The organism is Bartonella sp. AC130YNZD (genome assembly GCF_042196865.1).
Classification (GTDB): Bacteria; Pseudomonadota; Alphaproteobacteria; order Rhizobiales; family Rhizobiaceae; genus Bartonella.
The window spans coordinates 23,583-45,960 of record NZ_JBHIQZ010000013.1 but is presented as its reverse complement, the minus strand read 5'-3'; the positions used below and the strand labels follow the sequence as shown (position 1 = coordinate 45,960).

The window sequence follows — 22,378 nt, the reverse complement described above, 5'->3', positions numbered from 1 at the left end:
TCTGTCTGCTTTAATGATGAAAGCTTTTATAAGTGATATGGGATTTCATAATCGAATAGAAAAATAAACAAGTTCATGGTGCGTAAAATTATTCCAGTTTCTTCCTTTGATTGTATTGTTTTTGGTGGCAATGGTGATCTGGCGTTGCGCAAGCTTTTGCCGGCTTTGTATCATTGTCAGTGTGCTGGGCAATTCAGTGAGCCAACACGTATTATTGGGGTTTCGCGCACTTCCTTAAGTTGTGAAGAATATCAAAATTTTGTCCGCATTTCTTTAGAAAAACATATCCATCCAAAAGATCTCAATTCAACAGAACTCAATCGTTTTCTTGCACGTTTAAGCTATGTTTCTGTTGATGTTTCCTCAAATCGAGGGTGGGAGGATTTAGCCCTTCTTCTGTCACAAGATTCAGCGGATATTCGAGCTTTTTATTTGGCTGTTGGTTCGTTACTTTTTGCTGATATTGCGATGAAGTTGGAAAAAAATGATTTGGTGACAGCACAAACACGGATTATCATTGAAAAGCCAATTGGTTGTGATGTAAAAACAGCTGTTTCACTTAATGATGTATTTGCAAGCGCCTTTAATGAAGAGCAGATCTTTCGTATTGATCATTATCTTGGGAAGGAAACTGTTCAAAATTTAATGGCATTGCGGTTTGTTAATACACTTTATGAACCGCTATGGAACTCCAATTATATTGATCATGTTCAAATAACCGTTGCTGAATCTTTGGGGTTAGAGGGGCGTACAGAATATTATGAAAGCACTGGTGCTCTACGCGATATGGTTCAAAACCATATGCTACAATTACTTTGTTTGGTTGCGATGGAAATACCATTTACTAACAGTGCTAATGCTGTGCGCGATGAAAAACTTAAAGTTTTACATTCTTTAACACCGCTTGATGTCCATAATGTAGGGCAGCATACTGTACGTGGGCAGTATCTTTCTGGTCTATCAAATGGTATATCGGTAGAGTCCTATTTTGATGATCTGGGAAGAGTGAGTAAGAGTGAAACATTTGTAGCACTTAAGGTTAAGATTGATAACTGGCGTTGGGCTAATACGCCTTTTTATTTACGAACAGGTAAGCGCATGTTCACGCGAATGTCTGAAATTGTTGTGGTTTTTAAACCTATTCCTCATAATATTTTTAATGTGGATTTAGATGAAATTTTTTCTAATCGGCTTGTAATTCGTCTCCAACCTGATGAAGGTGTAAAACAATGGTTGATGATTAAGGATCCAAGTTATGGCGGTATGCGGTTTCGTCACATTCCATTAGACATGAGTTTTGCTTCCGCATTTTCTGAACGTAATCCTGATGCTTATGAACGTTTATTAATGGATGTTATTCGTGGAGATCAAACACTGTTTATGCGTCGTGATGAAGTTGAGGCTGCTTGGCGTTGGATTGATCCAATCATTGAGGGATGGGAAGCAATAAAACAGCCTGTTCACAGTTATAACGCTGGTTCGTGGGGGCCGTCTGCTTCGATGAGCCTCATGGAACGTGATGGGCGTATATGGAACAATTTAGTTTAGAGCAATAAGTATGTATAGAATGAATATTGACCGTTTAGATTTTGAAACCCCTCAGACTTTAGCCTTGGCATTAGCAGATCGAGTAGCCGCAGAGCTTAGTGTATCTGTTCTTGAGCGCAAGAGAGCAGTTTTAGCGGTGTCTGGTGGTAAAACACCAGAATTGTTTTTTCATTATTTGTCAAAAGCGGATATTGATTGGCAAAAGATCATTATCACTTTGGTCGATGAACGTTTTGTCCCTACACACGATGAACGTTCAAATGAATATATGGTACGGTGTCATTTGTTACAAAATTTTGCCGAAAAAGCACGTTTTGTAGGGCTTTATCATAAAGCAATTACTGCTGAACTTGCTGCTTTTTCAGCGGCGAGTCGTGTTAATACTTTGCCTAAACCCTTTGATGTTGTTGTTTTAGGAATGGGGGAGGATGGACATACGGCATCTTTTTTTCCTGATGCTGATCGTTTAAAGCAAGCGCTTGATTTACGAACACAAGCACTTGTTTTACCCCTTCATGCTAAGAGTGCTGTTGAGCCAAGACTCTCACTAACTTTGCCAGTTATTATGCAATCTCGTTGTATTATTCTCCATTTCGAAGGTTTTCAGAAACGCGATTGTTTTGAAGAAGCTTGTCAAGACGGGTTTGAAATAGAAATGCCTATTCGGGCAATTTTGCGTAATTCCCCTCATCTCGTTCAGGTTTATTGGTCGCCTGCAGAAAATGAAATAAGTGAATCAAAGTATGCGACACAAGGTGAATAAAACGTAATCTCTCTCAATGAATGAGGGGAAGAAACAATGAAAGGGGGAGAGAAATATGGCACTTTCCAAGACAATTGCCACAGTTACACGAAGGATTTATGAACGTTCTCGATCAACACGAGAAATTTACTTAGATCGTATTGCAAAAGCACAAGTTCATCGCCCCAAACGGAGTTTTTTAGGATGTGCCAATCAGGCTCATGGCTTTGCTGCTTGTGGTGCAATAGATAAAGAGCGTTTGAAGGGAAATATCGTTGGGAATATTGGCATTATCACGGCATATAACGATATACTTTCAGCGCATCAACCTTTTGAAAAGTTTCCTCACTTAATTAAAGAGTCGGCCCGTATGGCTGGTGGTGTTGCACAGGTTGCAGGTGGTGTTCCCGCGATGTGCGATGGTGTTACACAGGGAAATGCGGGGATGGAGCTTTCCCTTTTTTCGCGTGAAGTAATTGCAATGGCGACAGCTATAAGCTTATCACACGATGTCTTTGATGCAGCATTGTATCTTGGGGTGTGTGATAAAATTGTACCAGGTTTATTGATTGGTGCACTAACATTTGGTCATTTACCAGGAATTTTTATAGAAGCTGGTCCCATGACAAGTGGTCAAGGTAATGATGAAAAAGCGAAGATACGTCAACTTTACGCGGAAAATAAAATAGATCGCCAAACACTTTTAGCATCAGAAGCACGTTCTTATCATGGGCCAGGAACATGTACATTTTATGGAACAGCTAACTCTAATCAGGTAATACTGGAGATGATGGGGCTTCATATGCCGGGAGCTTCTTTTATTAATGCGAATACACCATTGCGTGATGCTTTAACAAAAGAAGCTACGAAACGTGTACTTGAAATGACAGATCTTGGTGATCATTATAGTCCACTTGGTATGATCATTGATGAGCGTTCTTTTGTGAATGCCATTGTAGGATTAAATGCAACAGGAGGTTCTACCAATCATACGATTCATTTGATTGCTATGGCTGCTGTTTGCGGTATTAAATTGACATGGCATGATATTGCAGAAATTTCATCCGTTGTGCCTCTTTTAGCGCGCATTTATCCTAACGGTTTAGCAGATATTAATCATTTTTATGCTGCGGGGGGAATGGGATTTATTATTCGCGAGCTTATCGAGGCAGGTTTGGTACATGAAGATGTCTCTACGGTTTTTGGTAAAGATCTCAATGCTTATGCAATTGAAGCAAAGCTTTCTGCTGATGGTCATGTGGTACGTGAAGCGGCTCTTAAGGAAAGTGGTGATCATAAGGTGTTAGCGGGGTGGAGAAAGCCATTTCAGCTTGATGGTGGTCTTCGTGTTTTATCAGGAGATTTGGGAACAGCTATTATAAAAGTTTCCTCTGTTAAACCAGAGTATTGGCAGATTAAAGCACCAGTCTTTGTTTTTAATGATCAAGAGGAACTACAAAAATCTTTTAAATCTGGAGTGTTGCATAATAAAGACTTTATCGCTGTCATTCGCTATCAAGGACCAAAAGCCAATGGTATGCCAGAGCTTCATAAATTAACGACCATTTTAGGCGTTTTACAAGATCGCGGTCAAAAGGTAGCATTGATAACCGATGGGCGTATGTCAGGAGCGTCAGGAAAAATTCCTGCTGCTCTCCATGTGACACCAGAAGCAGTGGATAATGGCCCCATTGCACGTTTGCAGGATGGTGATATTGTTTTTCTTGATGCTCATGAGGGTAAATTAACTCTTTTGGAGGATTTAGCAAAATTTAACGCGCGAAAAATCATACCTCCGGATCTTTCAAAAAACGAACATGGTGTTGGACGCGAACTTTTTCATGTTTTTCGTCAATCCGTTAATCGTGCAGATCAAGGGGCATCTGTTTTTATGACATGAAAAATGCAAAAATAAATAAGCTGAACCATATACAAGGAATTGTTACAATTTTTAGAATTTTGGTATAGGCAGATTGTGTGATCGCGCAGCCGCTTTGAGTGTATTAACCATAAGCATGGCAATTGTCATTGGTCCAACGCCTCCTGGAACAGGGGTGATCGCAGCAGCTTTTTCTTTTACGTTTTCAAAATCGACATCACCAACAAGACGTGTTTTCCCTATACCTTTTTCTGGTGCAGCAACGCGGTTAATACCGACATCAATAACAATTGCACCATCTTTTATCCAGTCTTTTTTAATCATTTGTGGGCGGCCTACAGCTGCTACTAGAATATCAGCGCTTCGACACACATCATCAAGGTCACGGGTACGACTATGGGCAATTGTCACAGTGGCATTGGCTGCTGTTAAAAGGGCAGCCATAGGTTTTCCAACAATATTAGAGCGTCCAACAACGACAGCATCAAGTCCAGATAAATCTTGCCCACAGTGTTGTTCAATCATCATCATGGCTCCAGCTGGAGTGCAGGGAATCATCGCATCTTCAAGTGCGTTTGCTGCGAGTTTTCCTACATTAATATAATGAAAACCATCAACATCTTTTTGGAAAGCAACGGCTTGTGTTATGCGATTTGTATTCATATGAGCAGGGAGAGGCAGCTGTACCAAAATACCATGAATTTTGGGATCAGAATTTAATGTTGCAATAAGTTGAAGGAGTTCTTTTTCTTGCGTTTCTTTAGAAACGACATGTTTGATTGAAAGAAACCCACATTCTTCGGCTTTTTTATTTTTTGAGGTGACATATACTTGACTTGCAGGATCATCTCCAACGATAATAACAGCGATACTAGGTTGTATATTATAGTGATGGCGGAGCTTTGCTGTTTCGGCCTTAACTTTCACAATAATCTCTTCAGCAAGTTTTTTTCCGTCGATAATATTATTCATTCAGAGATCCTTTCGGTAAGGCTGTTTGTTTTTTTTGTAAAGCATTTTCTAATAATACGATAGAGTTTTATAGCAATATTCATATGAGAACAGTAAAAATGGTTTTATAATGCTGTGGATTTATAGTTTTGAAGACTTTTAAATAATTGCTTTATAAAGAAGCAGCAACATTGCTGTTTGAATAAATTTTGGATAAAGAACAAAAATAATGAAGATACAAAGTGGGTATAGTGAATTATAGGATTATAAAAACTTTTTATGATCATTTAAGTTTGTTTTTAATCTGTTATAGGGGGATAAGTATAGAGGGATAATGTGCGCATCAGAATAATAAAATTTTTGAGCGGAGTTTTTATTACAATTATCTTTTTATTTGGAGTGGGGATTCTCGTTTTACCTTATCTTATTTCTACAGATGCGATTCGTATTCGTTTAGCGCAGGATTTAAGTGCATGGACGGGTTACAATGTGCAATTGCGTGATCCACCGCGGTTACATCTTTTTCCTTATCCTAAAGCATTTCTTTCTGGCGTTACTTTAACATCAAAAATGGATGATGTTGCGCCATTAATGGAAGCTGAATCAATAGAAGTTGATCTTTCTGTCGTCGATCTTCTTTGGGGACATATTTCTTTTTCAGAGACGCGGATTATGCGTCCTCAATTTGTTATGGAAAAGCCTGTTAAAACAATAGCAGATTTTTTTGATCGCTTTTCTCGCTCACAAGGTGCATTAGGGGTGGCAATACGTAATACGCGTGAAATATTAAAACATAATCCTGAGCATCCAGAGATAGAGCACCTTTTAAAACAACCTTTTGGACGGATTATCATTAAAAATGGTGTTCTTGTGTATCACGATAGTTTTTCAGGAGTAGCAGAAAAAATAACAGGATTAAATGCAACTTTAGATTGTCCAGAATCAACTCAGGAAGTGCGGTTACGTGCAGATGCGCGTTGGCGTGGAGAATTTACAAAATTATCACTTGATGCTTCTCAAGCATTGCTGCTTCTTGCAGGAGGCAAAAGTCATATTAGGGCAAGTCTCAATTCTGTACGTGGGGGAATAACTTTTACAGGAAAGGCTCGATTATCTGAATATTATATTTTTGACGGAAAAGTGTCGATGCGTTCTCCTGGATGGAATCAGACATTGTCTTGGGTTGGTGGAAATCAGTTTTGGGGACATAAATTAAAAATACCCATTGTATGGGAATCTCATTTTTTAGCGCAGCCAATGCATATCCAAATGAACAATGTTACATTTACGATGGGGAAAGCCAATGCGCGAGGAGCTTTAAAACTCGATTTTCAAGATTATGTACCAAATGTCATGGGCTCTTTAGCTTTTGATAACCTAGACCTTAGCCTCTTGGGTTCAATATTTTTTTCAGGAAAAAAGAAAAATGCCTGCTTTGATATGAGAACTTTTGATCGTATTGGCGTGGATATACGACTTTCTGCGCCACAAGCTAAAATAGGAAATATTTCACTCACAAATTTAGCTGCTGCAATACAAATAAGAGATGGGCATGGTATTTTTGATCTTGGACATGCGAATATTTGGGGTGGGGCCATTCAAAGTAATATTGAAGTTACCTCAGCTGGACAGAGAGTGCGTATTGGAGGAAATATTTCAGGCGCTTCTATTAATATGCAGGAGACTTTAGAAACCTTGGGATTTATTCCATTTATACAAAGCAAAACGAATTTTACTGCAACGGTACGAACACTTGCTGATTCTTGGCGAGAAATTTTTACGAAAATGCAGGGTGAGTTAACACTGAAGATGTCTTCTGGTCGGCTATTAGGGTATGATCTGAATGAATTACAAACAAGACTTTCAAATAAACAACAATTTCTTTTAATGAATAATGATACTTTTTCAACAACATTTGATCACTGGGATATTCAGACAAGCTTTTCAGAAGGTATGATGAAGGTAACAGAGTCATTAATGCGTACAGCAGACTTGAGCTTATCCATTCAAGGAACCATTGCAACTGCTATTGCGCAAGGGAAGGAAAATGAACTGATATTACAGGCACAACTACGCAAAAACTATAGATCAGAAACTTTATGTAAAGACGTCCAATGTCTTACTAATAGCCTTGCATGGCCTTTTACATTTTCTCTAAGCTCTAAAGAACAAAATCATGGTGATCTTTGGGTTACAAAAGATATTGATGCAGATTGAGTATCGTTTTTCATCTGTATAATATTCTATCCTATAATGGTAATTCGTCTTTTTGCAACTTAAAATTGTCTTTTAAATTTAAATCAGAGCTCCCATTATCGGAAGATTCTCTCATTTTAAATCCTTTCGTCGTGAAGCAGTAAAAACCATCCTCACCGTCATAATAAGTGAGGTTGGTATAGATAAATGACTGAAGAGAGGAATAAAAACCCTTCTTATGGAATCTTTCAAATACAAGAGATTCATAATATTGGTGCTAATCTTATAAAAGTTGCTAAAAAACATTAAAATTTTAAGGAGGATGTTGGCCAGTGCTTATTGAGTCGCAGAAGAAATACCATAGCCATCTTTGGTAATTGTATGCTTCCCGTCGGCTCCAACAGAACCAATTCCCACTGTAATCAAAATAAAGGCTAAGAGGGTTGTAATCGTAATAATTGTAGCTTTTTTAGCAGACATATTTTTCCTCCACGGATGCATCAATGACTGAATGCAAAGATGAATGGTGCATTATTTAAACTTTTATGAAAGCAGAATCACTTAAGGATCTATAAGTTCCTATTATTATCTCATAAAGCTAAAAAAACTCTATAATTCTTTAATATATTATAGTTCTATAGATATAATTTTTTCTTTTTGCTATATATTTTTCTTCATTTTTTCGATGACGATAGTGAGCATTGGCAAAATTTTTATGCGCATAAATTATAAACTTAAAAGATTATTTATCCGACAGACATTGGCTTTGAATGAAGAAATAAAGATAGAGGGGGCACAAGCTTCTTATCTTATGCATGTTTTGCGTATGAAAGAAGGAGCAGAAATTTTACTTTTTAATGGACAGGATGGTGAGTGGCTTGCTAAACTTATCACTGTTAAGAAAAAATTTGTTGTGGTTCAGCTTATCCATCAAGAAAGATTACAAACGACGCATTCCAATCTTATTTATTGCTTTGCTCCACTCAAAAATGCGCGGTTGGATTATATGGTGCAGAAAGCTGTTGAAATGGGGGTATCGATTTTGCAGCCTGTTATAACGCATCATACGCAGGTTACGCGTATCAATATGGCGCGTATGGAAGCCAATGTTATTGAAGCTTCTGAACAGTGTGGAATTTTATCTCTTCCTGAATGCGTATCGGTTCTATCATTAGCAGAACTTTTAGCACAGTGGGATGAGACACAGCCTTTATTCTTTTGTGATGAAGAGCATAAATCGCATAATCCATTACCTTCTTTTAAAAAGCGTGGCGTTACAACACCTGGTATTCTTATTGGACCGGAAGGTGGCTTTAGTGAAGAAGAGCGGAGCTTTTTAAAAAAACATCCTTTTGTGGTTCCAATATCATTAGGTCCGCGTATTTTACGCGCTGACACTGCCGCTGTTGCTGCTTTGGCTCTTCTTAATGCTACCGTGGGGGATTGGGCAATGGATTGAGAAGTCTGTAGAATCATTCTAAACAATTCATTTAAGACGATGATACCGATGATAGGATATGATAAGTTATGGCGCTTGATATAACCGATGAAAGTGAAATTTATAACTTAGATTCCTTGGTTAGCTATTTCCAAGGGGGGTATAAAGCAGAAGATGATTGGCGCATTGGTACTGAACATGAAAAATTTCCGTTTTATAGAGATGGTTTTCTTCCTGTTCCTTATGAAGGTGAGAGAGGAATCCGAGCGCTTTTAAAGGGGATGCAAAGCGTTTTAGGATGGGAACCTATTTTAGATGAAGGGAATATTATTGGGCTCGTAGGATCAGGTGATCAGGGGGCTATTTCTTTGGAACCTGGGGGACAATTTGAATTATCTGGTGCACCATTAAAAACAATAGGTCATACTTATCACGAGTTGATGGAGCATTTAACTCTTCTCAAGAAAATTTCAGAACCATTAGGGATTGGTTTTTTAGGTCTTGGAGCTAGTCCAAAGTGGACTTTGGCTGAAACGCCTAAAATGCCTAAGTCACGTTATCAGATTATGGCTGATTATATGCCGAAAGTGGGGCATAATGGTCTTAATATGATGTATCGCACATCAACGGTTCAGGTTAATCTTGATTTTTCATCTGAAAGTGATATGCGGCAAAAAATGCAAGTATCTATGAAGTTACAGTCTATTGCGACCGCATTATTTGCAAGTTCACCTTTTACAGAAGGACGTCCGAATGGCTTTTTATCTTGGCGTTCTGAAATTTGGCGTAATACGGATAATCAGAGGACAGGGGTTCTCCCTTTTATATTTTCTGAGCGCTTTGGTTTTGCTGATTATGTTGAATGGGCCCTTGATGTTCCAATGTATTTTGTTGTGCGTGATGGTCGTTACTATGATTGTACACACATAACGTTTCGTCAGTTTATGAATGGAGCATTAAAAGGACAAGTTGCAAATTCAATTCCAAACATGGGAGATTGGATTAATCACTTATCAACGTTATTTCCTGAAGTCCGATTAAAAAGATTTTTAGAAATGAGGGGAGCTGATTGTGGTTCTTGGAAGCGCATTTGTGCGTTGTCGGCTTTTTGGGTTGGGCTTCTTTATGATAGGGAAGCACTTAATGAGGCAGAGGCTTTGACAAAAGATTGGTGTTTTGAAGAAGTTTTAGAGTTGCGCCAACGCGTTCCTAAAGAAGGGTTAAGAACTCCTTTTCGTCAAACTATTCTTTTAGAGTTAGCACGTCAAGCTCTCGCTATTGCTCGCAAAGGCTTAAAAAATCGCAAACAGTATGATACGAATGGTTTTGATGAAACAAACTTTCTTAATCCTTTAGAAGAGGTTGTTGCAATGGGACAAACAGATGCTGAAAAATTTTTGTCCCATTACTATTCTATTTGGAATGAGTCTGTAGAACCTTTATTTTTAGAATGTGCCTATTAAATTTGAAGCAAGGATACTTCCTATTTTTTTAAAAATGCATATCACCGTGGTAGTTCATTCACTCATTTGCTCTAGAGAGCATATCCTACCTTGTAACATTTCTCATAACGGAAAGGATACAATACAAAAATTTCTTAGGGAGTGTGATTTTTATACCCAATAATATCACGATATTTCCGTAATCATAATGTTGTCCCTTTGTACAAAAGATAGTTCATAAGAGATAAAGCTTATTATCAAACATTTTTTATTCACTTGGCTAAGCCTACTTATGAATAGGTCTGAAAATAATATTTTTCACTTTTAAAAGGGATAAAAAAATATAATTTGCGGTTAATAGTCAATTATTATAATTCAGTATACGATGCTTATATGAAAGAGCATTTTATTATACAAAAATTATGATATCAATCTTTCAGTGTGCTAAAAAGACAGTAGAAAAAATACCGATAGATCTATGTATGTATAAATCAAGTTTATTTTTATAGAAAAAAGAAATATATTATGTAAATAGATAGAAATAAAGATGATAATATATAGAATTAATGTGTTAATTACATCATTAAATATTAATAAATAAAAATATTATCTTCATAGAGTTATATGAAATTATAAGATATTCATAGATAAGAAATAACTATTTGTATGCAAAGGGGTATTATATTAATATACTATTATTCTTGATAAAGATGCACGAGATAAAGAGATTGAATTTGCAACGAATGAGTGTTTGAATACGCACAAAAATTCAAAAAAGCACAACATTTCTATAGCAGAATAATCTTTATCAGTATGAGCGCAACTTATTATAGGCGATTAATTATCCCCATACATTGTAAATTTACTGTAAGACTGCTTTTAATGCTTTAAACTGTACTATTTATAAAATTTATAATATTTGTAGGCTTAAAGCCTCTCATTTTAATCATATACCCTCAGTCTTTTCCATTGTTTTCATTATCTAGAAATTTGTAATCGTCTTTGTTATGCTCTCACTAGGATAAGCAGCTTTAAAATGTGCTCGTCCCTCATCCGTAATGGCATCACGCTTCTGTAAACCGATGTTTTTCTTTCCTTTATTGAATTTGCAAATAAATGAGATTGTTTTTCATCATGAACAGTTACAGAGATTCAACGTTTTTATAAAGATACTGTGGAAAGCATTGACCTGTATCTATTGCATCTAGATTAGGCAAATTCTTAGCTATCAATACAGAAAAAACGCTTCGTGCTCCTATGCCTGTAATTTGTATCATCCTATTTTCAACTTTTTGTCCTCTCAGGACTATACGAGGCATTTGGTAAATTCCATCGTTGAGATTCCGATTATAATAAAACCACTGTTGCATAAAAGGATGATATGAACTCTGAGTGAGGCATGCCTCTTCAAATTCAAAACCTTTCCTCTTATTAGTTCTTGCGTAATATTATAACTCCAACTTATCTTTTTTATATCTAAAGTGACAAAATTATCTACAGCACGTGCACGTGTTGTTCGATCAGCATATAAATAGGTATCGTTAAAACGTTTTACTGCGCTATTATAAAAAGCAATCATATTATTTATATTTGCTGCTCAAGCTCCGCTCTCCAATGTTGCGACAGCTCTTGCACTAAGATGTTTCATCAGAGGTATTTCTACTCCTTTCTTATACATTTTTACCCATACGGCCAGCCCTGCTTGTGACGTGCAAGCAAATGATTTTGATTGATTCAAGATAAACAGGTTTGAAATGAGAGAATCTTACGTTATTCGGGACTCTCATTTAATTTTAATATGCAAAACAGTAAATTATCATTATAAATCAACATCTTGTCTTTCAAAGCCTTTTTATGACTATAAAAAGAGTTTTGAAAAATAAAAAAGCTTTCATTGAGAGCAAAGAAAGAATGTATAAAAAGTATTTTCAATAAAATAATTATATTTGAAGTGCTGATCAAAGCTATTGAGAGTGCAGTCCATAAAATGAGCAGAAGTAGCTTGTTGGTGTATTTTCTAGAAAAATCATGAATGTTCGATTGTTAATTCATCCTTGCTTGGAAAGCTCGCTTCAGTTCAAATAGAAAAAGAGAGAGGTAAGGAGATTTATAGGATAAGATATGCTGGAATTATTCAGTATTAAGATGCAATGAATGCTGCTTATATTTCTCTTTTTTAACTATTTTATGAGAGTGAAAATTTAAATAATAAGAAAATAATTTTATTTATTTTCTTTAAACAGTTATTAGTAGATAAAAAATTCTCTTTTAATCTATAAATTAAAAAAATAATGATTTTGTAAAAGCCTTGTAAGCTTTATAGGTTAATTTTAAATATCATGCATTGATTTTGAATTATGCAGATTATTTATGTCAACCATAATAATAGTGAGCATAGACAATGACATTTAATTTTTTCGTCAATTTATTTCTATTTGTTATTTTTTTATTGTTGGTTTCTCAAAGTAAGAAAATGCAATGGAGTCTTTCACTACGTGTTATGCTATGGCTTATCCTTGGCTTGATTTTTGGAAGTGTTTTGCAGTTTATTTATGGAGAGGGTGAAAGCACTTTATTGAAATCCGTTGAATGGTTTAACATTGTCGGTGAGGGCTATATTTTATTGTTGCAAATGATTGTTATGCCACTGGTTTTTATCTCTATCGTTTCAGCAGTTGCTCATTTACATTCTGTTTATGCTGTTGGAAAGATGAGTATAATAACAATTTCAATATTGCTTTTTACAACGGCTCTTTCAGCATTGGTTGGTGTGCTTGTGGTTAATTTTTTTGGATTAACAACCGATGGTTTGGTGCATGAAGGGCAAAATGTTTCTGCTCTTCTTGAAGGTCATATTTCTAAACTTGGAGATATGAATATACCAAAGATGATTTTGTCTATGATTCCTAAAAATCCATTTGCTGAGTTGAGTGGAGCTAAACGTACGTCAATTATTAGTGTTGTGATTTTTGCGTCATTTTTAGGTGCATCGGTTCTTCTTTTAAAGAAAGATGAGCCAGAAAAAGGAGAAAAAGCGCTTTTATTTATTCAAGTGGCACAAGCTTGGATTATGCGGTTAGTCCGTATTGTGATTGCTTTGACGCCTTATGGTATTTTTGCACTTATGACGAAAGTAGGAGCAATATCGCGTATTACAGATATTTTAAATTTACTGGTTTTTATCATTGCCTCTTATGTCGGTATTATTTTAATTTTTGGAATTCATGGTGTATTGCTTGGTATTTCTGGGATTAATCCCTTTCGTTTTTTCAAAAAGGTTTTACCGGTTTTAACATTTGCTTTTAGCAGTCGTTCAAGTGCTGCAAGTATTCCTTTGAATATTGAAGCGCAAACACAGTGGATAGGTGTACCACAATCCATTGCGAGTTTTGCAGCTTCTTTTGGGGCAACAATTGGACAAAATGGTTGTGCTGGTCTTTATCCAGCGATGCTTGCGACCATGATTGCCCCCTCTATGGGGATTAATCCTCTTGATCCTACTTGGATTGCTACGCTTATTGGTGTTGTAACGTTGAGTTCTATTGGTGTTGCTGGTGTGGGGGGAGGTGCTATTTTCGCTGCATTGATTGTGTTACCAATTATGGGGCTTCCTGTTACTTTGGTTGCTGTACTTATCTCTATTGAACCGTTAATTGATATGGGACGTACTGCTCTAAACGTGAGCGATTCAATGATAGCTGGAACGGTCACCAGTCAAATATTACGGACAACAGATAAAAGTATTTTTAAAAAATAATTTTAGATTATATTTTTTGGGCTGTAAAACATCTGTAAGAGATATTTGCGCTGAACCAGGCTGGAGCGGTTTTTGTTGATTGGGATGAGGAGCCCAACCAGAGAGCCAGATGAAAGAAAAATGTGCACGAATACGTCCATCAGGATCACTAAATCGTTGTGCATAGATTTCAGCTGCGCGGAGAAAAAAACGTTTGGATACAGGGCGTCGTGAACGATTTATGAGTGCATTTTGCATTCCCATAGCTTTAAGATCGTGCATAAGGTCAAACATTGTATTATAACGTATTGTGATATCTTCAACGTCTGCTACAGGAAGGGCAAAGCCAATACGCTGTAAAAGAGCGCCTGCATCACGAATGTCGGCAAAAGGGTAGACCCTAGGGCTTGCTCCATCATAAATTTCACTTTCAGCTTGCAGCAGGCTTTCGCGCAATTCTCTTAATGTACCAGCTCCTGCCATAACAGCAAGAAATAAGCCATCTGGTTTAAGGGTATTTTTTATCTGGCTTAGAACACCAGGGGTATCATTGGTCAACTGTAATGAAAGAAGTGAAACAATAAGGTCACAGTAACTTTGAGGTAAATCAAGAAATTCTCGATGACGTAAATGAAATTTTTTATCATGGCTTTGATAAAGCGGATCGGTCTCAATGCGTTCTATGGAACAAACTTTTCCAGATTTCATTAAAGCTTGCGCGGCAAGGTCTGTATGGCTGTGTAAATCGAGAGCTAATGTAAAGAGGCGATCAACAGTGCTAAGGCGTTTATAGAGATCTTCTGTCATGTGAGAGAGTAAAAAGTCACATCCTTTTTTTGCTTTTTGAAAAGCACGTTTTCGGAATTGTTCAATGCGGTTATGATCAAAAATTAAAGGATGCGACATATTGTAGAACACTTTCGATCTATGAAAGAATATATTTTGAAAAGGTTCATTATTTGTGCAAGCTCTGTCAAGTTTATAATATGAAAAAAATAAATTTATAGAAGGTAAGAGTTTTTAAAGGAATTAAAATTATAAATTGAGAAAATACAAAGGAACTTTTGTTCTGAGGGAAACTTGTAAAAGCCTAAATTTATAATGTTGTATTTTCGAGAAGCGGCGTTAAATAGCGGAGATATACTAAGTAAGTTCGTTGAACGCTTGAAAACGATGCTTTATCCACCAATTTGTCCTGGATGTAAGCAAAATGTTTCTACTTATGGTACGATTTGCTCCGAATGTTGGAAAGATCTTCAATTTATTACGAAACCTTATTGTTCTGTTATGGGGACTCCTTTTGTTTGTGATATGGGGGATGGTTTTCTTAGTGGTGAAGCACTCCGTAATTCCCATCCTTTTTCACGTGTTCGCTCAGTCATTGTTCATAAAGGGCTTGCACGAACTTTAGTAACGCGCTTAAAATATGGTGATCATATAGAATTGGCATCATTTATGGCCAATTGGATGACGTTTGCTGGACGCGAGGTTATTGATGATTGTGATGTTATTATTCCCATTCCATTGCATTTTCGTCGTTTTTGGGAGAGGCGTTATAATCAATCTGCTGAGCTTGCACGTTATATTGCAGCATCACAAAAAAAGCTTTTAAAACCGAGTTGGCTTGTTCGTTGTCGGCATACCCGTCCGCAGGTTAGTCTTTCTTCGAGAGAGAGAAAACTTAACGTAAAAAATGCTTTTAAGGTTTCGCATAAAGTTAAAAAATATCTCAAAGGATGTTCTGTTTTGCTGATTGATGATGTATTTACAACGGGTGCAACAGTTACAGCAGCAGCTGCTGCATTAAAAGATGCAGGTGCACGACAGGTTGATGTGCTAACATTTTCGCGTGTTCTCAAAGAAGATTCTATTTTTCCCTCTTCTTAAGAGGAATTTAAAATGAATATTATTAAAAAAATATTGGAGGATAATACTATGAAAGAGATAATAATTTATACACGCCCTGGTTGTCCTTATTGTACAAAAGCACGTGATTTGCTTAATAAAAAAGGCGTAAAGTATACAGATATTGATGCTTCCACATCCCTTCGCCAAGAAATGGTACAGCGTGCAAATGGACGTAATACATTTCCACAAATTTTCATAGGTGATTATCACGTTGGCGGTTGTGATGATCTTTATGCTTTAGAGGCTGAGGGAAAGCTGAATTCTCTATTACAAGGCATATAATATTTGTAAATTACATATTCTTAAGACCGTTTTGCAAGAAGGAGATAGTTAACGCCCATGTCTTTTGAGCGATTCCAGCTGTCGTTTAATGGGTTATAAGTAATACCTATCTCATCAATGACAGTCAGAGCGTTTTTTGATAAGAAATTTTTAAGTTCTAGAGGTTTTAGGAATTTTTTATAATCATGGGTTCCTTTAGGAAGCCAACGTAGAATATATTCAGCGCCTACAATAGCAAGCCCCCATGCTTTCCATGTGCGGTTGAGTGTTGAGACAAACATCAACCCTTGTGGTTTCAACATTTTTGCTGTAGCTGCTATAAAGAGATTAACGTCAGCGACATGTTCAACAACTTCCATATTAAGGATGATATCAAATTTTTCTCCTTCATTGGCGAGTGCTTCTGCCGTAGTGGTACGGTAATTAATGAAAAGATCATTTTGGGCTGCATGAATTTTTGCGACTTCAATATTCGTTTGTGAAGCATCAACGCCTACGACCATAGCACCAAGACGTGCCATTGGTTCAGATAACAAGCCTCCTCCACAGCCAATATCAAGAATTTTCAAATTGTGAAAGGGCGTAAGTGAAGAAGGGTCACGATTAAACTCTAAACAGATTTTTTCTCTGATGTAAGCAAGGCGTGTTGGGTTAAATTGGTGAAGAGGTCGAAATTTTCCTTGTGGATTCCACCATTCTGTAGCAATACGTGAAAAATGATCAATTTCACTTTGATCAATAGTCGTTTGTGTTTCATCGATCATGTTGCCTTCCTTTATTTTTAATGATCAGGTCAAGTAGATTTTATACAAAGTCAAGAGAAATTAATATAATCATAATGAAACTTGCACAAATGATAGATATTCGCTATGTCGAGAAAATGGTTAGTTGATACAGCATCTAATTCTCATTACTGTTTGAGATAAGAGATGTAAAGGTAAGAGTGTTATTAATGGCGCGCATTGTCATGAAATTTGGTGGAACATCTGTAGCAAACATTGAATGTATTCATAATGTTGCACGGCATGTCAAAAGAGAGGTTGATGCAGGCAATGAGGTAGCCGTTGTCGTATCTGCGATGGCTGGTAAAACAAATGAACTTGTTCAGTGGACAAGTGATGCTTCCTCTATGCATAGAGATGCTCGTGAATATGATGTTGTGGTTGCTTCTGGTGAACAGGTTACGTCAGGTTTGTTGGCTTTGACACTTCGGGAAATGGGGGTGAATGCACGTTCATGGCTTGGTTGGCAAATTCCTATTCATACAGACAATGCGCATGGCCGTGCACGTATTACTAATATTGATGGATCTTTTTTAATCGAGTGTTTTCAGGAAGGTCAGGTTGCCGTTATTGCTGGTTTTCAGGGGGTGACTCCGGATAATCGGATTTCTACCTTAGGACGTGGAGGATCAGATACAAGTGCTGTTGCTATAGCCGCTGCTGTACAAGCTGATCGCTGTGATATTTATACGGATGTGGATGGTGTTTATACAACGGATCCACGTATAGAGCCGAAAGCGCGTCGTTTACCAAAAGTAGCTTTTGAAGAAATGCTAGAAATGGCTTCTCTTGGTGCAAAGGTTTTACAGGTTCGTTCTGTTGAATTGGCAATGGTTCATAAGGTTCGTACCTTTGTGCGTTCAAGTTTTGAGAATCCTGATGCGTTAGGCATGGAGGATCCAATGAGTTCTTCTGGAACACTTATTTGCGATGAGGATGAAATTGTGGAACAACAAAATGTTACTGGTATTGCTTTTGCTAAGGATGAAGCACAAATTTCCCTTCGGCGGCTTGCTGATCGTCCAGGGATCTCGGCAGCAATTTTTGGTCCCTTGGCTGAAGAACGCATTAATGTTGATATGATTGTGCAAAATATTTCTGAAGATGGCTCAAAAACTGATATGACTTTTACGGTACCATCATCAGATGTAGAAAAAGCCGTTACACTTCTTGAGAAGAATCGCAAAGAAATTGGATTTGATGTTCTCCAATTTGAAAGCGATCTCGCCAAGGTATCTGTGATTGGTATTGGAATGCGTAGTCATGCAGGTGTTGCCGCTACAGCATTTAAGGCTTTGGCTGAAAAGGGTATTAATATTCAAGCAATTACGACCTCAGAAATTAAAATTTCTATTTTGATTGATAGTGCTTACACTGAACTTGCGGTTAGAACATTACATGCTGTTTATGCACTTGATAAGGGATAAGTATTTTTTAGTTTCAATAACGTAAAGCTTTAATATATATTAATAATTTTTGTTAAGGATAATTTATATTTTAAACTTAAATGGAATATTTAATACAGCAGAATTCTCTTATTTTAAACTTATTCATGATGAATTTAAAATGGTCACTTATATATTACAAGAGAAAGATGTTTAGGTAAAAAACTCTGTTTAAGAAGGGATATAAAATATGCCGTCTATAAACGTTTTAGAGCCTATAGAGTGGGATGGAGAAGACTTTACGATAAGCCTTAATAGAACTAAGGAACAATGCACTGCGTTTATTGAAAGAATGCATGTTACATGAGGGACAGCCTCGTGAATACAGATTTAATATTATAAATCTTAGAGAAATGGGCGCTCATTGGATTAGTGACGGAATTACCAAAAATAGAATTGATGATGTATTTTCTAGAGATGTTTATTTTGTCATCAAATGATTGTTTATGACTTTATGTACATCTTGAAAATTTAATTTTTTCCGTATTATGAGGCAATAAAAAAATATATCTCTATAGACAATATTTATGTTGCACTATAAGTTATAAAATTACCATATCTTATGCGTTTATAGCTTCTTCAGAAGTACTTTTCATAAAATCATGTAAATATAGATCAAAACTAATGATAATGTTACAGTGTGTTGCTTTTATGATTTTATTACTTAATTTTTATTCATGTCTATTTCTCTTTTTTGAATTATGATTAAGATTTTCAAAGTTTTTGATACCTCCATATGTTCTTTAGGTTAACTTTCTTCCCTTAACTACTCTATTATAAGTATTTTCTGTGTCATACTGCCAATCACATATGAAATACATTCTTTCGTTTTTGCAGTATATCGTGCTAGTTTCTTATCATGTTTACATATTTTGCAAATGGTGGTCTTTGTAAGTAAAGCTCTTCTTGTGAGAAATATAGCCATATTATTTTACTCTTCTTGTATTTTATGTGGTGTTGTATAAATTCGAAAGTCTCGGAAATATTGCTTTTTAAATTATCTATAAAGAGTATTTTATGGTATCAAGAAATATAGAGCGAGCTCTTTAAACAAAAAGAAAATAAATATCAAATAAAAGCGGAAAAAGGGGAGAACAACGATATATATGCTCTATTTTTCCACCAATCATATGTTTTAGAATAGTCTAAATGACGAGGATTTTCTTTTTTCCTGCGAGTTAATTACGTAAACTAGAGTGCTTCCTGTGAAAGCATGCTTCAAGTTTAATTCTTTCATGGAGTGAGACAAGCGATGTGTCGATGATAAAAAACGGGAATATTTTTCCACTCCATTGTCAATCTAGTAGTGATGTTATGACGTTGTTATTCCAAAAAAATCTTTTGTTTTTTGTTATCTGGATCAATATCTAATATCAGCGTAGATGCATATTTGACGATATATATTGAGACGGGTAAGGGGCCTACGAGCAACTCCTGTTTTTGTATGCCAGATAGGAACAAGGATGGTGTGTATACCTCTGTTGGGGTAATTTCTGGAATGGAGATAAAACCTAATTTGGGGAGAATATGAAGCCATAAAAGTGAAAACCAACTTCCATTTTACAACTTTCTTTTAATTCTGCTTTACAACTTTCAAAGGGATTGACAGCAATATCTTTTAAATAATGGATATTACACATTGGTTCACGTTTTTGTTTATTGCGTTATTAAATCATATATGCCTTTCACGTAAAAAAACGCTATTATAGTGCCAATTTACGCGCTTGTTTTGAAGAAATATCTCCCCCCAAGCTCCCCTACTATTATGGCGCTTGTGGATGGCATAACGTAAAGTTTATTGGGCCCCATCTCCTTCTTAGATCAAAGGTGTCAGTTGGCCGTTATCATTTAATTTTTAGTTTTCGTGTTGAACAGCTCTTGTATGGATATGATGAAGCATTCTTATTTCTTTCCTCAATAATCCATATTTCTCTTCGGCTTGTGACGTGTAAGAGAATAGTCTTGATTGATTCATCATGTACAGATTTGAAATGAAGAAATCATACGATATTTGAATTTCATTCAAGATTTATAATGATAAATTAAATATTTTTACCCAACAATAATGTGCTTTTTAAGAAGATAAAATTAAAGTTGTTTAGAATACCGGCAATAAAATCAGTAACGAGGAGGGTGGTTTATTGGAAAAAAATAAACCATGGAATTACTTAACTGATTATTGAACTTTGCTTATTCTTATCTGTTTCGTATAATTAAACATAAGATATTGATTCATAATAATTAATTTTTTCTTTATAGTGAATAATAGTCCCGACAAAAGGCAGCTTTTATGAAACCACGAAGCCTTTTATATTGAAACAATTAAAATCATTTCTGTGCATATCATGAGTGGAGCTGGTGAATGAGTAAAAGAATATTGAAGAAAGGAATAAAATATCTCTTATAAGACTTCTTAAGAGTCAAAGGTGTTGCAACATTAGAAGCTCGTAAATAGTATGATGATGTTAGTTTTCTCCTTTATAAGTGTAAAGATGAGGCGAGACAACAGCTTTTACATTAAATATCGTCCGAACCCAACAAATGAGCGAAATCGCTTTTTAAAAGTTCTGCATAAAAATGTATTTTCAGTTAGTTTGTTAGGAACTATGAGAAATTCCTTTATTGCGCTTAATATAAATAAATCCATATCCCAGACCAATAAGAGCAGATAAACCTGAGCCACAAAGGACCCCAATTTTTGCCGCATCAAGCAGAATAATATCTTTAAAAGCGAGCATTGAAACAAAAATAGACATTGTAAAGCCAATTCCTGCTAAAAAACCAATGAGTAAAACGCCTGTCCAGGTCATATGAGGGGGTAGGCGGCATAGCCCTGATTTTACAGCTATATAACTGGCAGTGATAATACCAAGAGGCTTACCGATGAAAAGACCAATGACAACACCCAGAACAATCAAGAATGATTTGTCAGAAGAAAGATCAAAGTTTGCAAAACTTACTCCTGCATTTGCGAAGGCAAAAACTGGCATGATACCGTACGCAACCCATGGATGCAATGCTTTTTGAACACGTGTTACTGGGGCAATCATGGCCCGTTGTCCTTTGCGCATCTTTTTCAATGCTGTTGAAATATGATGCAGATCTGTTTTTGTATTTTTTTCTTGAAGAATTTGCATAGCGTTACTGAGCATGGTGAGTGGCGCTACAAGAGTACGGGTGGGAAGAACGGGAGTCATCATCCCTAAGATTACGCCAGCAAGCGATGGGTGAACGCCTGTTACCATTAAACCCCACCAAATGATTGCACCAGGTAAAATGTAAAGCCATGCTGATGCAAGCCCGATCCACTGAAAAAATAGTACCAAAGCAATACCTGCTCCTGCAATCATTAAACCGCTAGGATCAATGTTTGTTGAGTAGAAAAAAGCAATAATAAGAACAGCGATAATATCGTCAATAATCGCTAATGATAGAAGAATAATATGAAGATTAGAAGGAATTTTTTTTCCTAGAAGAGCAAGAATACCTAGAGCAAAGGCAATATCTGTTGCTGTTGGCACAGCCCAACCGCGGATATGTCCCTCGTTAAAATTGAAGATAAAGTAAATAATTGCAGGAACACAAACGCCTCCTATTGCAGCAACAATTGGTAAGATTGCTTGTTTAAAATCGGCAAGAGCACCTTCATGAATTTCGCGTCGAATTTCCATTCCTGCGACGAGAAAGAAAATAGTCATAAGGGCATCATTAACCCAGAAATGTAAATCCCATGAAAGAGTGAAATGACCCAAATTAAAGCCAAGAGGTGTATGCCAAAAAGATTCATAGAAAGCAGCATATTTAGAATTGGCAAAAATAAGTGCAGAAGCAGCAGCTAATAAAAGAACAACACCACTAAGAGCTTCAATATGGAGAAAACGCTCGATAGCAGAAAGCGCTTGATTAGTGACACGAGAAGCGCGATTAGGCAGGCGATTTGAAGATAAATCAGACATGAACAACTCCAAGCATCGACAATTTTAGATTCTATATTCTCTGTATAAATGACTCTGTATGATACCTTCTGTA

Annotated in this window: 15 protein-coding genes and 1 pseudogene; 10 read left to right on the top strand and 6 right to left on the bottom strand. The window is 36.4% G+C overall.

From position 1 onward, the window contains the following. Positions 1–75: 75 nt before the first annotated feature. Genes zwf through edd form a run of 3 tightly spaced genes read left to right on the top strand, consistent with a single transcriptional unit; the run spans position 76 to position 4,190 of the window. Complete coding sequence (gene zwf, locus ACFINU_RS06395; protein ID WP_375618431.1) at positions 76–1,548, top strand: glucose-6-phosphate dehydrogenase; 1,473 nt, start codon at positions 76–78, stop codon at positions 1,546–1,548. A gap of 10 nt (positions 1,549–1,558) precedes the next feature. Beyond that, on the top strand, positions 1,559–2,311 hold the full coding sequence (pgl, locus tag ACFINU_RS06390; RefSeq protein ID WP_375618432.1) for a 6-phosphogluconolactonase: 753 nt from the start codon (positions 1,559–1,561) through the stop codon (positions 2,309–2,311). 55 nt (positions 2,312–2,366) lie between these two features. Next, the gene (gene edd, locus ACFINU_RS06385; protein WP_375618433.1) at positions 2,367–4,190 is read left to right on the top strand and encodes a phosphogluconate dehydratase; all 1,824 of its coding nucleotides are present in this window, start codon (positions 2,367–2,369) and stop codon (positions 4,188–4,190) included. Between the two features lie 51 nt (positions 4,191–4,241). Here edd and folD read toward each other — a convergent pair whose 3' ends face one another. Next, complete coding sequence (folD, locus tag ACFINU_RS06380; RefSeq protein ID WP_375618434.1) at positions 4,242–5,141, bottom strand: bifunctional methylenetetrahydrofolate dehydrogenase/methenyltetrahydrofolate cyclohydrolase FolD; 900 nt, start codon at positions 5,139–5,141, stop codon at positions 4,242–4,244. 315 nt (positions 5,142–5,456) lie between these two features. Between folD and ACFINU_RS06375 the strand changes: the two genes are divergently transcribed. Beyond that, positions 5,457–7,337 carry an AsmA family protein gene (locus ACFINU_RS06375; RefSeq protein WP_375618435.1) on the top strand — a complete coding sequence of 627 codons (1,881 nt, stop codon included), beginning with the start codon at positions 5,457–5,459 and terminating at the stop codon, positions 7,335–7,337. Between the two features lie 315 nt (positions 7,338–7,652). On the opposite strand, the gene ACFINU_RS06370 is transcribed toward ACFINU_RS06375, so the two are convergent. Next, on the bottom strand, positions 7,653–7,796 hold the full coding sequence (locus ACFINU_RS06370) for a hypothetical protein (RefSeq protein WP_375618436.1): 144 nt from the start codon (positions 7,794–7,796) through the stop codon (positions 7,653–7,655). Positions 7,797–8,031: 235 nt separating this feature from the next. Between ACFINU_RS06370 and ACFINU_RS06365 the strand changes: the two genes are divergently transcribed. Together ACFINU_RS06365 and ACFINU_RS06360 are read left to right on the top strand one after the other, a co-directional pair. Further along, positions 8,032–8,775, top strand: coding sequence for a 16S rRNA (uracil(1498)-N(3))-methyltransferase (locus ACFINU_RS06365; protein WP_375618437.1), 744 nt, complete (start codon positions 8,032–8,034; stop codon positions 8,773–8,775). A 68-nt stretch (positions 8,776–8,843) separates the two neighbouring features. Continuing rightward, positions 8,844–10,217, top strand: a complete 1,374-nt coding sequence (locus ACFINU_RS06360; RefSeq protein ID WP_375618438.1) for a glutamate--cysteine ligase — start codon at positions 8,844–8,846, stop codon at positions 10,215–10,217. Between the two features lie 1,121 nt (positions 10,218–11,338). Here ACFINU_RS06360 and ACFINU_RS06355 read toward each other — a convergent pair. Further along, a pseudogene (locus ACFINU_RS06355) lies at positions 11,339–11,569 on the bottom strand (type ISP restriction/modification enzyme); the annotation flags it as partial. Between the two features lie 1,028 nt (positions 11,570–12,597). On the opposite strand from ACFINU_RS06355, the gene ACFINU_RS06350 reads away from it, so the two are divergent. Beyond that, on the top strand, positions 12,598–13,953 hold the full coding sequence (locus ACFINU_RS06350; protein ID WP_375612078.1) for an L-cystine transporter: 1,356 nt from the start codon (positions 12,598–12,600) through the stop codon (positions 13,951–13,953). On the opposite strand, the gene ACFINU_RS06345 is transcribed toward ACFINU_RS06350, so the two are convergent. Then, the gene (locus ACFINU_RS06345) at positions 13,918–14,838 is read right to left on the bottom strand and encodes a methyltransferase (RefSeq protein WP_375618439.1); all 921 of its coding nucleotides are present in this window, start codon (positions 14,836–14,838) and stop codon (positions 13,918–13,920) included. The two genes, ACFINU_RS06350 and ACFINU_RS06345, sit on opposite strands and share 36 nt — an antisense overlap. A 195-nt stretch (positions 14,839–15,033) precedes the next feature. Here ACFINU_RS06345 and ACFINU_RS06340 point away from each other — a divergent pair, with 195 nt between their 5' ends. Continuing rightward, positions 15,034–15,819: a ComF family protein gene (locus tag ACFINU_RS06340; RefSeq protein ID WP_375618440.1), complete on the top strand. Its 786-nt coding sequence runs from the start codon at positions 15,034–15,036 to the stop codon at positions 15,817–15,819. A gap of 48 nt (positions 15,820–15,867) precedes the next feature. Further along, positions 15,868–16,122 carry a glutaredoxin 3 gene (gene grxC, locus ACFINU_RS06335; RefSeq protein WP_375618441.1) on the top strand — a complete coding sequence of 85 codons (255 nt, stop codon included), beginning with the start codon at positions 15,868–15,870 and terminating at the stop codon, positions 16,120–16,122. A 20-nt stretch (positions 16,123–16,142) separates the two neighbouring features. Here the strand turns inward: grxC and ubiG are convergent, their stop codons facing one another. Next, complete coding sequence (gene ubiG, locus ACFINU_RS06330) at positions 16,143–16,886, bottom strand: bifunctional 2-polyprenyl-6-hydroxyphenol methylase/3-demethylubiquinol 3-O-methyltransferase UbiG (RefSeq protein ID WP_375618442.1); 744 nt, start codon at positions 16,884–16,886, stop codon at positions 16,143–16,145. Positions 16,887–17,074: 188 nt separating this feature from the next. On the opposite strand from ubiG, the gene ACFINU_RS06325 reads away from it, so the two are divergent. Beyond that, positions 17,075–18,331 (top strand): aspartate kinase, encoded by a 1,257-nt coding sequence (locus ACFINU_RS06325; protein WP_375618443.1) that lies wholly within the window; start codon positions 17,075–17,077, stop codon positions 18,329–18,331. A gap of 2,615 nt (positions 18,332–20,946) precedes the next feature. Here the strand turns inward: ACFINU_RS06325 and nhaA are convergent. Further along, on the bottom strand, positions 20,947–22,305 hold the full coding sequence (gene nhaA / locus ACFINU_RS06320; protein WP_375618444.1) for a Na+/H+ antiporter NhaA: 1,359 nt from the start codon (positions 22,303–22,305) through the stop codon (positions 20,947–20,949). Positions 22,306–22,378: the final 73 nt, after the last annotated feature.

Bases quoted from the DNA above. Each gene is read 5' to 3' on its own strand.
- ubiG (WP_375618442.1), bottom strand. From the start codon at position 16,886: ATGATCGATGAAACACAAACGACTATTGATCAAAGTGAAATTGATCAT.
- ACFINU_RS06360 (WP_375618438.1), top strand. From the start codon at position 8,844: ATGGCGCTTGATATAACCGATGAAAGTGAAATTTATAACTTAGATTCC.
- nhaA (WP_375618444.1), bottom strand. From the start codon at position 22,305: ATGTCTGATTTATCTTCAAATCGCCTGCCTAATCGCGCTTCTCGTGTC.
- edd (WP_375618433.1), top strand. From the start codon at position 2,367: ATGGCACTTTCCAAGACAATTGCCACAGTTACACGAAGGATTTATGAA.
- ACFINU_RS06340 (WP_375618440.1), top strand. From the start codon at position 15,034: ATGTTGTATTTTCGAGAAGCGGCGTTAAATAGCGGAGATATACTAAGT.
- ACFINU_RS06345 (WP_375618439.1), bottom strand. From the start codon at position 14,838: ATGTCGCATCCTTTAATTTTTGATCATAACCGCATTGAACAATTCCGA.
- grxC (WP_375618441.1), top strand. From the start codon at position 15,868: ATGAAAGAGATAATAATTTATACACGCCCTGGTTGTCCTTATTGTACA.
- pgl (WP_375618432.1), top strand. From the start codon at position 1,559: ATGTATAGAATGAATATTGACCGTTTAGATTTTGAAACCCCTCAGACT.
- zwf (WP_375618431.1), top strand. From the start codon at position 76: ATGGTGCGTAAAATTATTCCAGTTTCTTCCTTTGATTGTATTGTTTTT.
- ACFINU_RS06350 (WP_375612078.1), top strand. From the start codon at position 12,598: ATGACATTTAATTTTTTCGTCAATTTATTTCTATTTGTTATTTTTTTA.
- ACFINU_RS06370 (WP_375618436.1), bottom strand. From the start codon at position 7,796: ATGTCTGCTAAAAAAGCTACAATTATTACGATTACAACCCTCTTAGCC.
- folD (WP_375618434.1), bottom strand. From the start codon at position 5,141: ATGAATAATATTATCGACGGAAAAAAACTTGCTGAAGAGATTATTGTG.
- ACFINU_RS06365 (WP_375618437.1), top strand. From the start codon at position 8,032: ATGCGCATAAATTATAAACTTAAAAGATTATTTATCCGACAGACATTG.
- ACFINU_RS06325 (WP_375618443.1), top strand. From the start codon at position 17,075: ATGGCGCGCATTGTCATGAAATTTGGTGGAACATCTGTAGCAAACATT.